We start from the raw sequence: 13,446 nt of genomic DNA, 5'->3' as shown, positions 1-13,446 counted from the left end.
CTCCCCGTCAGCGGGCCTTTTGGTCGCCATCAGCATCCTTGCCGACCGCGTCATTCCGCCAGACATGGATCGCTTCGAATGCGTCCCATGCGATCGACACGATGTCGAGATCCCCGTCACCGTCGAGGTCGACCGTCCTTGCTCCCAGATGGCTTTCCATTCCTTCGCCGACCAGCTGCTCGATGAACCGTCCCCCACCCAGATTATGCCAGCTCGAGAGGCGAAGTGCGCCGCGATGCTCGCCCATGATAAGATCCGGCCTGCCGTCCCCGGTCATATCGGACACGGAAAGGCTATTAAGGGAACCGCGCGAGGTGATTTCGTGTTGCTCCCAGTCGGAGGAGCTGTCGCCGGGGTTGTGCCACCAATACGCCTTAGCGCTGTCGGCTTTGCCATTTTCCTCGGTCACGACGATGTCCGCACGTCCATCGCCATCAAGATCGGCGGCCGCGACGCGGTCGGGATAGACCATTTCAGGAACTTTTCCAACATGCCGAAGCTCCCAGTCTGGCGAGCCGTCACCTGGATTGCGCCACCATGCGGCCGTCTTTGCATCGCCGGTCGTGGCGACAAGGTCAAGTAGACCGTCGCCATCGATATCGGCGAATGCGATCCCTTCATCAGACGCTTCGACGCAGATGCGGGTGCGCGGCCATGGCTCGACTGTTGGATCGTCAGGAATCTTAAAATAGAAAACCCCACCGCCACTCGAGACCGCCAGCTCCGGCTTCCCACCTTTTACGACCTGGGCTAGCGCATGGCCCTGAGAGCCGAGCTCATGACTGGCGGCGGGAACCTCTCCGATCCCGTGCTCTTCAAAGCGGCGCGCTTCAATGTCCTCGGCACGGAGCCACACCAGGTGCAGCGCCCTGCCTCCGCCGCGCTGTGCTATGACCTCCCCGCGCCCGTCACCATCGAGATCCAGGGCTGCGACCGCGTCCACACCCTCGGCAAGCGGGGTCCGTTCCCATTCTGTGTTCCAGGCTTCGGACGGTTGACGGTACCAGAACGGACCCGAGATGATGTCTGTGAGATCATCACCATCCATGGCGGAAAAAGCGATCCCAAAGGAGCGGACGTGCCCGTTCGTGATGCGATGATAGGTCCAGCGGTCGAGGCGGACCGATGCAGGCGGATCCAGCCGATTGATCCACACTCTGACAGGCGGGTTGCCCACCCAGTTCGCCCCATAGATGTCAAAATCGCCGTCCTTGTCGACATCGGCGACGACGCCGTTGTGGAGACCCACATCGTCGATCACTTGACGGGCCCAGCGCGTTCCTCGCCCGTCGATATTGTAATGGATCGCGAGTTTGCGCTCCTCGGTCGTATGCATCTGCCCGACCACGACATCGTTGTCCCCGTCTCCGTCCATGTCGGCTGCCTGCAGCGTATGGGCGCCCGCGACAGAAGGCTGAATGACATGGCGGATCCAGCGGCCCGTCGGTCCGGCGAGTGGCTGGAACCAGGCGACGTCGTCAGTGTGCTCGGAACTCGAAGTCAGAATGTCGGCGCGGCCGTCCTGGTCAAGGTCGGTGACGAGCGCCTTGAATGCAGGATTGAACGGACCAAGCTCGTAGCTGCGCCATAATGCTGGATCGCGTGCTGCCGCTGCGCCTGGATTCGACGCCCATACTCCGTGCAGGACGAGATCGACATCAGCATCGCCGTCAATATCACCGATTGCCATTCCCTCTTCGCCAAAGTTGAAGAAGAACAAGCCCACGCGGGTCCAGGAGCTGGGGCTTTCTTGGAAGAAAATCATCACTTCGCCAGGCGCCCGAACGACGATATCAACGAGGCCGTCCCCGTCGAAATCGGCCGCCTTGATGTCTTTGCCCCAGCTGCCGACTGCACCGATTTCCCGACGCTTCCAGCTGGGACCGTGGGTCGGGTTATCATTCGGCCGCGGGTTCTCGAACCAGACGAGATTGACAGCATCGGACCCATCGGCCGTGACGATGTCGGGATCACCGTCCCCATCGATGTCGGCAAGCACGCCGTCGGTGGTGAACTCGACGCGGGGCCTCGCGATTACGGTGTGGACCAGATCGGGCCACCGCCACCAAGACATCGCATCCTCGGGGAAGCCGCCAAGAACGAAATCTAGTCGATTATCGCCGTCTATATCGCCAGCAAGCTTTACGTCTCCTGAATAGGGGGCGATCTCTTTGCGTTCAAAAACAAGACCCGACTCCAGAATTTCTTCGGGAGGTCCCTGTCCCTGAGCGGCGTCGCAACTTGCGAGGGTGTACCCGATCATAAGGACCGCGATCAGGCGGCCAAACATGCTAAATGTTGATTTCGTAGCGTGTGAACATTTCGTAGTCGGCCAGCAACCGCTCGACGAAATCTCCCCCCGACAAGTCCGACAGCGTCCGCCATTCATCTTGGTTCTCCAGGCGCTGCATCTGCGACGCATGCGCCGCCAGCGCTTCACGCTTTACGCCGATAACATCGCCAACATAGGCGAGGCTATTGAGCGTGGACGGCGCCCGCAGCCCTGCCGCCGTCTTGATCGTTTGCCGCAAAGTAACACGCCACATATTCGGCAAATCGCCCCACAGACTTGTCCATGGCCAATGATACCAATACCAGACTGGATACTCGAATACCGTGACAGGGCGACCATAGGCACGAAGCGCCGCGAGAACTGCTGCATTGACGGCGACATGATCGGAAGTCGGATCCTTTGCATGGTTCACGAAAACGCTCTGCGGCCGCCATGAGTTGAGCATCGACACGACCGCATCTGTTATCTCATGAACGTGATGATTGGCCGCCCCGTCTGGAAGGCGTAAGAATGTAACACTTTCGGATGATGCGCCCAGACGATGAACTGCTTCTATGGCTTCGGCCTCGCGTGTCGCCCGCAAGGTTTCAGGATGCATAAGGTGGCGATGAGACGCGGCGCCATCGGTGACGAAAACAAAACGGACCTGGGCGCCCGAGGCAATCTTTTTGGCCGCAACGCCACCGCAACCCAGCGTCTCGTCATCCGGATGCGGCGCAACAATGACAGCCGACGCTGACCAGTCGCCTATCTCAAACGGCCTAAGTCGCAGTCGCAATTGACTATCAAGCATGGTGCTGAAGGTCCGCCTAAAGGTCCACATCGGTGCGCTTCCATCATCCGTTCGCTCGCGTCGTTGAACGCCGATCGCCCATGGTAACAGAACTCACGGGCGTTCGAGACCCGTGTTTGCTGGTGGGGAAGGCTTTATGAACGTGGGGATCCCCGCGGGGGGATTGGGGACACGGCCGGCCGAGGAAACAGGAGAGCCGCCCAAGCCGATGGTCGAGATCGGTCCGATGCCGATCCTGTGGCACATCATGATGCACTACCACCGCTGCGGCCATCGCGACTTTGCCATCGCTCTCGGATACAAGGGCGAGTACATCAAGACAGCTTGACGGTCCACGCCGCAACCCAGGGATGTGAAACGCCACGCTGCGTGACTGGCGTGCGCTGAAAGAGATGGTCGAGCAGGGATATAGCCTGGAAAGGTCATCGCCGAGCGGACCGAGACAGCTGCTAAGCCCGCTTCTTGATCGCCCGCGCGGGTGGGCGTGTGGAACGCGGGATGGTCAATCGGTAATCAGTGTGCACCAAACAGACATACGCCGTTTGGGGACGTTTACGTTCCCACGCTCCGGCGTAAGGTTTGGCACGATGCACTCGAACGAATTCCAATCCCAGCAACGCGCCCGCCGCGATGACATCAGGATATCAGCCGTAACACCGCCTAATTTGATTGCGCTAAAAAGAGGATCTCCAGAGGAGCTGCCTATGACCAATAAGAACTGGATGCAGCCACCCTTCCTCTCCAACCACAGTATCCTCAGCCATGGGTGCTTGTGGGTGGTGGAATAGAATGACGAGCAAGCACGCTAAACGCTGTCCGTGTCCCGCGACGGCTCTGCGTTCGCGAGGTTCCAGCTCGACAAACGATAGCTGGAGAGAGGTCGACGGCTCTCCTTTTTATTCACGTAGACCAGGCCAGATCGCTAGCGGCGCAGCCGTGAGACGAAGACGGAAAGCCTTGGCTGCGCGATCGAAAGTCGCAGGCCTGTCTGCCAACGGGCAAAGAGACGTGCGATGACATCGATCGGCGCGAAGATTGTCAGCGGCGCAGCCTGGGCAGCAGTCGAAACATGGGGTCGGCAAGCAGCCATGTTTGCCGTTTTTGTCGTATTGGCCAGGCATCTCGGACCTGAAGCATTCGGCCTCGCCGCCCTCTCCATGGTTGTACCCGTCATTCTTGCTGTTCCGGTCACGATCGGAATACCGGAGGCACTCATCCAGCATCCTAAAATCGAGTCCTCACACTTTGACTCGGCCTTCTGGCTTCTCACCGCGACCGGCGCGGTGATTAGCGGGCTCATCTGGACGTCTGCCGGTTTGATTGCTGCAGCGTTCGGACAGCCCATTCTCGAAGATCTCATCCGCTGGAGCAGCGTGGTCGTCGTAATTCAGGCTCTCTCGTCGGTACCTGCGGCTGTGTTGAAGCGCCAACTCGAGTTCCGCTTGTTCGCGTTGCGTACACTTGCCGGCACCGTCGTCGGCGGCACACTCGGCATCGTCTTGGCAATAGCCGGTTTCGGGGTATGGAGCATGATTTGGATGCACCTTGCGAAAGCGGCTGTGGAAACCGCTGTCCTTCTCCTTGGCAGTTCTTGGCGGCCCGGTCTGACCTTCTCCTATGCAAAGGTTCGTGACCTATTAGGATTTGGCGGCCCGCTTATCGTCCAGACTTTTTGGAGTTTTTTGAACGAGGAAATTCCAAAGGTCCTACTCGGTACGTTCCTCGGCCCCTATGCGGTCGGAGTCTATGCTCTTGCCCGTCGTCCGCTCGACCTTCTGGTGCAAGTATTCCTCAGTCCGCTGATGGCTGTCACAATGCCCACCGTGGCACGGATTCAAGATCAACCCGAAAAGATCGACCGTTTCTTCAACACGACCGTCCGCATGGCCGGGATAGCGGGATTTCCTGCATTCGTCGGATTTGCCGCGATCGCACCGATCGCGGTTCCCTTTATCTTCGGCCCGCAATGGGCCAGCGGGGTCGTCGCTGTCCAGATTCTCATGCTGCTGGGCCTGCAACGCACTATTGACAGCCTCTGCGCGTTTACGATCCTTGCAATGGGTCACTCCAGGTTGATCCTGAAGTTGAACATAGCTTACTCTGTTGTCGCAACGATGCTGTTGTCCGTCACTGCGCAGATCAGCCTCGAGATGACAATGGTGGCGCTCGTAGCCTGCAGCCTGGTCCTCCTACCCATCTTCCTCTTCTACGCTCAGCGCATCGCGCGTATCGACGTGCTGAGACCCCTTGAGATCTTCCCACGACTGGCTCTCGCCGCCCTCCTGATGTTCGGCGCCATTAGCGCGTGGCTACGCAGCGCGCCTGAGCACGCCGCCCAGGAGACACTCCTTATTGGCGCAATTGTCCTTGGAGCCTCTGTCTATGGTACGGCTCTCTTCGTGCTGGTGCGCTCTGACCTGTTCAATGCGCGAGACTTGTTCCTCAGGCTTCGCGGCTAGTTTGGTGTCGGGCGCGGCCTGTAGATGCGGGATTTCGAGGTACCGATACTGCCCTCCATCCTCTTTGATGCACCTTGGGCCTGCTTGGCCAGAGCACGGAATGCCTGCGACTTCGCTGGGCGGCCTAGTTTGCCGGGAAAGGGCAACGGGAAATGGGAGAAGACCTTGGGCATCCCGCGCTGCTGCAGCAAGGGTTTGCGAGATCGAACCGCTTTCCCAAACCGCAACCGCGTCTATGCGTGAGACAAGGTTCGCGACAGCGTTTTGAGACGGCTCAGTAAATGGCCCCCCTCCACCCCAGGCGGTCCTACGGCTCCGGTGCCAAGCACTGGAGCTATAGAATTGCTCCTGGGCTATTCGAAGGAATAGGTGAATCCTCCTTCGGAGGCTCCGACAGTCACTTTCGTCATCTTTTCGCCCTCGAGCGACCGGTTCAGCACGCCGCGGCTCAATTCCGGCAGAAGCGTGTTTGTCAAAATGGCGTCGATCATTCGGCCGCCGGATTCGATCTCGGTGCAGCGGGCCTTGACCAGATCCATGACACCGTCACCGATCACCAACTCGGCATCGTTGCTTAAGCGCAGCCGGCGGGCGATCTTGGCGAACTGATGGCGGGTGATCGCTTCGATCATCATGTCCGAGAGCGGGTAGTAAGGGATGGTTACCACCCGGCCAAGGAAGGCCGCGGGGAAAACCTTCAACAGCGGGGCACGCAATGCGGTGTCGAGATCGTCGAGCCCCGCCCGTACCGTGCCGCTGCTGGTCCGGTCCATGATGACTTCGGAACCGACGTTCGAGGTGAGCAGGATCAGCGTGTTTTTGAAATCGATCCGCCGGCCTTCACTGTCGTCCATCATCCCCTTGTCGAAGACCTGGAAGAAGATTTCATGCACGTCCGGATGCGCCTTCTCGACCTCGTCAAGCAGGATCACCGAATAGGGCTTGCGCCGGACCGCCTCGGTGAGGATGCCGCCCTTGCCGTAGCCGACATATCCGGGTGGCGCGCCCTTCAAGGTAGAGACCGTGTGCGCCTCCTGGAACTCGGACATATTGATCGAAATGAGGTTCTGCTCGCCGCCGTAGAGCGTCTCGGCCAGCGCCAGCGCGGTTTCCGTCTTGCCGACGCCCGAGGGGCCGCAGAGCAGAAAAACCCCCACTGGTTTTTCGGGCGCGCCGAGCCCGGCCCGGCTGGTCTGCACGCGCTTGGCAATCATTTCCATGGCGTGGTCCTGACCGACCACGCGTTCGGACAGAGTGGCGGCGAGCCGCAGCGCCTTTTCGGTCTGGCTCGACAGCATCCGGCCAGTCGGAATGCCGGTCCAGTCCTGCACCACGGCAGCCACGGCATTGCGGTCGACAGACGGCAGGATCAGCGGCGTCTCGCCCTGCGCTTCGGCCAGTTCGGCCATCAGCTCGCGCAACCGCGCGAGATCGGCAGCCGGGTCGGGTGGAGAAGGACCGGCAGTGCCCGTTGCATCCGCATCGGTTTCAGGCATTTCGATCTCAGGCGCATCCGCACTTGGTGTTTCGGCGACCGCCTCCGGAGTCTCCACGGCATCGAGCGGCACACCCTCGCCGCGCAGCCTGGCGCGCAATTCGAGTATCTCGCCAACCAGCGCCTTTTCCCGATCCCAACGTTGCTGTGCGGCAGCAAGCGTGAGTTCGGTCTCGGCAAGCCCGGTTTCGACCCGAGCCTGCCGGTCGGCCACGCCGATGCCGATCGCCGCCTCGCGGCCGATGATGGCGCGCTCGACCTCCAGCGCCTGGCGGCGGCGCATAATGTCCTCCACCTCGGCAGGAGTGGCATGCTGCGAAATGGCGACACGGGCGCAGGCGGTGTCGAGAAGGCTCACGGCCTTGTCGGGCAGTTGCCGCGCCGGGATGTAGCGGTGGGACAGGCCGACCGCCGCCTCGATCGCCTCATCGAGTATCTGCACCTTGTGATGCTGCTCGAGGACACCGGCGACACCGCGCAGCATCAGAACGGCCACCGCTTCCGACGGCTCATCTATCTTGACGACCTGGAAGCGACGGGTAAGCGCCGGATCCTTCTCGATGTGCTGCTTGTATTCGGCCCAGGTCGTTGCCGCGATCGTGCGAAGCTCACCGCGCGCCAGCGCCGGCTTCAGCAGATTGGCGGCATCACCGGTTCCTGCCGCGCCGCCGGCGCCGATCAGTGTGTGCGCTTCGTCAATGAAGAGGATGACCGGCGTTTCGGAGGATTGCACCTCGTCAATGACCGCCTTCAGCCGTTTTTCGAATTCGCCCTTTACGCTTGCGCCCGCCTGCATCAGGCCGACATCGAGCATGCGCACGCTGACGCCCTGCAGCGTCGGCGGCACGTCGCCCTCGGCAATGCGCAAGGCAAAGCCCTCGACGACCGCGGTTTTGCCGACCCCGGCCTCGCCGGTCAGGATCGGGTTGTTTTGCCGGCGCCGCATCAGGATATCGACGATCTGCCTGATCTCAGGATCGCGCCCGACGACCGGATCGATCTTGCCGTCGAGCGCGCGCTGGGTCAGGTCGGTTGCATACTTCGCCAGCGCCGAATCCCCGCCCGCAGCCCGCCGCGGTGTTTCGGAGGCGGGAACCGCAGTCGAGGCGCCAGCTTCGAGTGACCCCTCCATGACATCTGCGAACCGCGCAATGACGGCCTGTGCATCGATCTTGTCGAATTCGCCGCTTATCTTTGACAGCAGCCCTTCCAGCACCGGCGTCTTCAGGCAGGCGAGCAGAATATGCGCACTGCGGACTTCCTCGACGCTGAATTCCAGCCCGGCCAGGCTCCAGGCTTCCTGGATGGCGTGAAAGATGTGATCGGAAAATTCCTCGATTGAAGTGGCGCCGTAAGGCAGCTTGTCGACTGCGCGGGTCATATCGGCCGTGAGCCGGCTCGCATCCACCCCGGCGTCTGCCAGTATTTGTTGCACATCCGAGCGCTCGGAAAGCACCAGTTGTTCGACGAAGTGGACGAGCTCGACATAGGGATTGCCGCGCAGTTTGGCGGTGTCGGCCGCAGCCTTGAAGGCGCGCAAACAGACAGGATTAAGTTTGGCGACCAGTTCCTTGCGTTTAAAGCTCTGCGACGACCGGCGCTGTTCCATCGAACTTGCCCCTCCAATCTGCCAGCCAACAGCCTGCCACATAAGCAGCGACTTGACAAAGAGCGTTTATGAGCGGGGCGTCCGGGTGTTCGATTCAATCGACTTCTTCCGTCCCGGCTGAAGCCGGCGACATCGGCTACAACAGCCATGGAACGCCCCGCCTGTTTGCGATGCATTCACATACGGGGTTCGACGATCGCGCCAGCGATTTCGAGCTCAGGCACCGGCTTGCAAGCTTCCATTCAGATTGAGCAACAACTAAATTGTGGTAAAGTGTCGCGGTGTGGTAACGTTGGGTCACGCACGGCCCAAGAGCCGCTCGCTGGGGGATGGTGTGATCGATCTCGCACTCTGGCTGAATCCGCTGGACGGTGAAAATCCGTCAGGGGAAGACTTGCGCAACGATCCAGCCTTTCATGAGCTGGAGCGTCTCACGGAACAGCAAAAAAAGGTCGAGTATCAAGGCAACGACAAGTCGGAAGTCGATGTTCCGATCGACTGGCCCGCGGTGCTCGCCAAGGCCGAAGAGCTGCGTACGCACGGCCGGGACCTGCGCCTCCTCGTCATCGTCACGCGTGCTCTGGCCAACGAGCATCGGCTTGCCGGGCTGACTCACGGCCTGACCCTCATCGTGCAAACCTTCGATCAGCATTGGGAAACCATGCATCCGGCCCTGCGGTCCGGTGCCACGCCACGCGACGCCGCCTTGCGCCGCATCAATGCGCTGACTGACCTTCAGAACAGCCAGGATGGCCTGCTCAAGGACCTGCGGAAAATGACGTTTTTCGCGCCGCGCGCCATCGGGCCGGTCCTCGGCGAGGACCTGGAGAAGGGCTCCCTTGAAGAGCGCGTCATGCTGGCGGAGGCTGCCTCGGGGCTGAACGCGGCCGAAAAGGCAGCGCTGGCGAGCGCGCACAGCCAACTGTTGAACCGGGTGCGCAGCGCATGCGCGACACAGATCGATCAGGCCGGCGCGGAGATGACGTCGCTCATCGCCGACGCCCGCGCCGCGATCGCGGCTCTCGATGCGGTCGAGGCCGCCCTCAACGCTCGCGTCGAAGGTGGCGCCACCGCTCCGGAATTGAAACGGTTTCTGCAGCGTGTACTGACGACCCTCGAACGAAACTCGGCCGCCGGGGCCACCGCGAATGGCGCCGCGAAGCCAGTTTCGGCGCCTGCGGAACCGGCAACGCCTGCTCGAAACGGTCATGGAGCCGATCCTATGGCAAGTGTGGCAAGCTACGCGGAGCCCGCCGGCAGCCTACCCGACCGGATTTCCTCGCGCGACGACGTCGTCAAATGCCTCGACCTCGTCGTCGCCTTCTATGACCGCACCGAACCGTCGAGCCCGATCCCGCACCTCGCTCGCCGCGTGCGCCGGATGGTGCATATGGATTTTGTTGAACTGATGGAAGATCTCGCCCCGTCGGGGCTGAAGGAATTCCGGCTTCTTGCCGGCGTTCCCGATGCCAAGAAGACGGCCCAGAAGGATGAAAGGTAACAAGCCATGGCAGCCGAAAGCAAAGCGAAGGTCATCGAACGAAATCGCGCACCGCGCGTGCAGATCGCCTATGACGTGGAGACCTACGGCAGCCCGACGACGATCGAACTGCCGTTTGTCATGGGTGTGATGGCCGACCTCTCCGGCGCTTCACAGACCAGGGAAGCGTCGAAATCGGTGCTGGACCGCGCCTTTGTCGAGACCGACGCCAACCGCTTCCCCAAGTTCATGGAGGCGCTCGGGCCACGCGTGAAAGCCCGAGTGAAGAATACACTACCCCAGGCTGAAGGCGCCGAACGGGACGAGGAACTGGCGCTTGACCTCACCTTCACCAAAATGGGTGATTTCGCGCCGGACAAGATCGCCGAGCAAGTTCCACAATTGGCCGAAATCCTCAAGATGCGTCGTCAGCTCGAGGAACTGCTCGGCTTCATGGACGGCCGTGTCGACGCCGAAAAGCGCATAGCGCAACTTCTGAACAACGAGCCGCTTCTCGGCAAGATCGCCAACCAGGCATTATCCGACGACGACAAGGTTCAGGAGTAAATCATGGCCGAACAACAAAAAACCGCAGCCGTTGCCGCTGAGGCGGAAGCCATCGACCTCGGAGAATTCAGCGGGCTCCTCGAGAAGGATTTCAAGGTCAAGAAGGACGACAGCGAGAAGCTGCAGCAACTCGTGCGCAATCTTGCGCTCGCGGCGCAGTCCCGCTCCGATACCACGACCATCTCGTCCAACGCGATCAAGTCGATCAAGTCGCTGATATCAGGCATCGACAAGATGCTGACTACCCAGGTGAACGAGATTCTGCATGCGCCGGAAGTGCGCGAAATGGAAGGCACATGGCGCGGCCTGTGGTATCTCGTCAACAATACCGAGACGGATCAGAAGCTGAAGATCCGGGTGATGAACATTTCCAAGGTTCAGCTTGCCGACACGCTTGAAGACTACGAAGGCCAGATGTGGGATCAAAGCCCGATCTTCAAGAAGGTCTATACGGACGAGTATTCGATGCTGGGTGGCGAGCCGATCGGCTGCCTGATCGGCGCCTACGAATTCTCGAACCATCCGCGTGACGTCGGCCTGTTGCGCAACATCTCGGGCATCTGTGCCTCCGCGCATACGCCGTTCATCGCAGCCGCCGACCCGCGGCTGTTCCGCATGGACAGCTGGCAGGAACTGCCGAACCCGCAGGACCTGCAGATGATCGTCTCGAATCCGGCCTATGCCTCGTGGCAATCGCTGCGCGAGAGCGAGGACGCGCGCTACATCGGCCTGACCATGCCACGTGTTCTGGCGCGACTGCCGTATGGCTCGGAAACCGTTCCGGTGAAGGGCTTCACTTTCGAGGAAGAAGTGCAGGCCGATCACAACAAATATGTCTGGATGAACGCCGCCTTCCCGATGGGCGTCAACATAAACCGCAGCCACAAGCTCTATGGCTGGGGCACGCAGATCCGCGGCGTCGAGAACGGCGGCACAGTGATCAACCTGCCGGTGCACTCCTTCCCCACCGACGACGGATCGATCGCGATGAAATGCCCGACGGAAGTTGCCATCGACGACCGGCGCGAGGCGGAACTGGCCAAGCTCGGCCTGATGCCCATCCTGCACCGCAAGAACACCGATCTCGCAGCCTTTATCGGTGCGCATTCGCTGCAGGACGACGAGACGCGCGCCGGGCGGCTGGTCGATCCCGACGCCCAGTCAAATGAACGGCTGAGCGCCAACCTGCCCTATCTTTTCCCGGTTTCACGCTTTGCGCACTACCTGAAGGCCATTGCGCGCGACAAGATCGGGTCGTTCAAGGAGCGCTCCGACATGCAGATCTGGTTGACCGAGTGGATCAACCGCTACGTGCTGGCCAACCCGGCCTTCGCCGACGACAAGGCGCGCGCCAAGCGCCCGCTTGCCGCGGCCGAGGTCCAGGTCGACAGCGTGGAGGGGCGGCCGGGCTATTACAATGCCCGCTTCTATCTGCGTCCGCACTACCAGCTGGAAGGCATCAACGCCTCGCTCCGGCTGGTGTCGGAACTACCGTCCGTGAAGACTTGATTCGCAGCAACCACACCTTGTTCTGTTTAAAAGCGGTGGAGAAAGACAATGCCAGTGAAAATTGATGGTTTTCTAAAGGTTCCGGATATCAAAGGTCCAAGCGTTCGAGACGGCCACGAGGATGAAATCGAAGTCCATGGGGTCGATTACAAGATAATCGCGCCGTACGATCCGAATTCGCTTTCACGCCGCGGTCGTGTGTCCCTGGGGATGATCAAGTTCACCAAGCACTACGACAAGTCCTCGCCCTATCTGAAAAAGGCGCTGTTCGACAACAAGGCGCTGGACGAAGTCGTGTTCTCCGCCCGCCGGACCATCGATGGCGAGACCAGCGACTATCTGGTCGTCACCCTGACCGACGCCTCGATCATGGAATACGACATGTCGCAGGCCGAGGACGAGGAAGACCTGATCGAGGAGGAGGTCAGCTTCGCCTACAAGAAGATCAAGTTCGTCTATGACAAGGATGACGAAATCGAAATGGATGTCTATGTCGGCAAGTGAGGCGCGGCGGCCCGGCGCGGACAAGCTTACCGGCAGTTCGCGAGCGAAGCGCGAGGCGGTCCAGCCCTCTCTTTGGGACCGCCTCGTCAACGACCTGCCGGGCGTGACCTCCGAGATCGACGGGCTGCGCCAGGCCTTACAGGACGAACTTGGCGCGGACCGGCTGGATACGCTCCTTGCGGGGAGCACGCGGCTTATCGATGCCGACGCCGAGCTGACATCCGACCAGAAGCGGCGTCTGCAACGCCTGGCCTTCCAGATCCAAAACCGGGCGGAGATCGAAAGCCGCGGCGTGGTCGTATCGGCCCGCGTCCTCAGGGAGGCAGTGCGGCGCGACATCGAGGCCTTATTCAACACCGAGCGTTTCGAAGCTGTTCCGCTTCTTTCCGATTTCGAAAGCGAACAGGCTGCAGACAATCCGCCATCGCTGGCCGATTTTCCGGAGGTGCGCCGAAGTGTGGTCAATTACGGCGTGCCTTCCTTTTCGGGCCGTTCGTCCCGCGACTTTGATCGCGAGATCCTGGCGCGCGAGATCCGCACGGTCCTTGCCGCGTTCGAGCCCCGTCTCAAGGAAAGCGCAACCAAGGTAACGGTGACCCTTGGTGACAAAAGTGTCGGCCTGAAGATCGAGATAGACGCTGTGCTGATCATGACGCCGACGCCGGAACGCATGCGCCTGCGCACCACGATCAATCTCGATAACGGCCTGGCGCGGACCGAATTCAGGGACAGCTGAG

At 60.8% G+C, this 13,446-nt stretch carries 9 protein-coding genes and 1 pseudogene; 7 read left to right on the top strand and 3 right to left on the bottom strand.

The features are described from left to right. Positions 1-7: 7 nt before the first annotated feature. Entirely contained in the window at positions 8-2,290 is a 2,283-nt protein-coding gene (locus tag BQ8482_RS21970; RefSeq protein ID WP_244602928.1) for an FG-GAP repeat domain-containing protein, read from the bottom strand. Between the two features lies 1 nt (position 2,291). Further along, entirely contained in the window at positions 2,292-3,116 is an 825-nt protein-coding gene (locus BQ8482_RS21965; protein ID WP_123149516.1) for a PIG-L deacetylase family protein, read from the bottom strand. Between the two features lie 106 nt (positions 3,117-3,222). On the opposite strand from BQ8482_RS21965, the pseudogene BQ8482_RS21960 reads away from it, so the two are divergent. Next, positions 3,223-3,405, top strand: a pseudogene (locus BQ8482_RS21960) (glucose-1-phosphate cytidylyltransferase); the annotation flags it as partial. Between the two features lie 694 nt (positions 3,406-4,099). After that, positions 4,100-5,545 (top strand): lipopolysaccharide biosynthesis protein, encoded by a 1,446-nt coding sequence (locus BQ8482_RS21955; protein ID WP_123149515.1) that lies wholly within the window; start codon positions 4,100-4,102, stop codon positions 5,543-5,545. A gap of 353 nt (positions 5,546-5,898) precedes the next feature. On the opposite strand, the gene tssH is transcribed toward BQ8482_RS21955, so the two are convergent. Next, positions 5,899-8,649 (bottom strand): type VI secretion system ATPase TssH, encoded by a 2,751-nt coding sequence (gene tssH / locus BQ8482_RS21950; protein ID WP_123149514.1) that lies wholly within the window; start codon positions 8,647-8,649, stop codon positions 5,899-5,901. A gap of 334 nt (positions 8,650-8,983) precedes the next feature. On the opposite strand from tssH, the gene tssA reads away from it, so the two are divergent. Genes tssA through tssE form a run of 5 tightly spaced genes read left to right on the top strand, consistent with a single transcriptional unit; the run spans position 8,984 to position 13,445 of the window. Beyond that, entirely contained in the window at positions 8,984-10,150 is a 1,167-nt protein-coding gene (gene tssA / locus BQ8482_RS21940) for a type VI secretion system protein TssA (RefSeq protein WP_123149555.1), read from the top strand. A 6-nt stretch (positions 10,151-10,156) separates the two neighbouring features. Next, positions 10,157-10,696 (top strand): type VI secretion system contractile sheath small subunit, encoded by a 540-nt coding sequence (tssB, locus tag BQ8482_RS21935; protein ID WP_123149512.1) that lies wholly within the window; start codon positions 10,157-10,159, stop codon positions 10,694-10,696. A 3-nt stretch (positions 10,697-10,699) separates the two neighbouring features. After that, positions 10,700-12,205, top strand: a complete 1,506-nt coding sequence (tssC, locus tag BQ8482_RS21930; RefSeq protein WP_123149511.1) for a type VI secretion system contractile sheath large subunit — start codon at positions 10,700-10,702, stop codon at positions 12,203-12,205. 48 nt (positions 12,206-12,253) lie between these two features. Next, positions 12,254-12,709 carry an Hcp family type VI secretion system effector gene (locus tag BQ8482_RS21925; protein ID WP_023801311.1) on the top strand — a complete coding sequence of 152 codons (456 nt, stop codon included), beginning with the start codon at positions 12,254-12,256 and terminating at the stop codon, positions 12,707-12,709. Beyond that, a complete protein-coding gene (tssE, locus tag BQ8482_RS21920) occupies positions 12,696-13,445 on the top strand; it encodes a type VI secretion system baseplate subunit TssE (protein WP_123149510.1) in 750 nt (249 codons plus the stop codon). Before BQ8482_RS21925 ends, tssE begins: the two co-directional genes overlap by 14 nt. Position 13,446: the final 1 nt, after the last annotated feature.

Source organism: Mesorhizobium delmotii, from assembly GCF_900149755.1.
Taxonomy (GTDB): domain Bacteria; phylum Pseudomonadota; class Alphaproteobacteria; order Rhizobiales; family Rhizobiaceae; genus Mesorhizobium; species Mesorhizobium delmotii.
The sequence above is the reverse complement of the archived record's forward strand: the minus strand, read 5'-3'. Positions and strand labels throughout refer to the sequence as shown.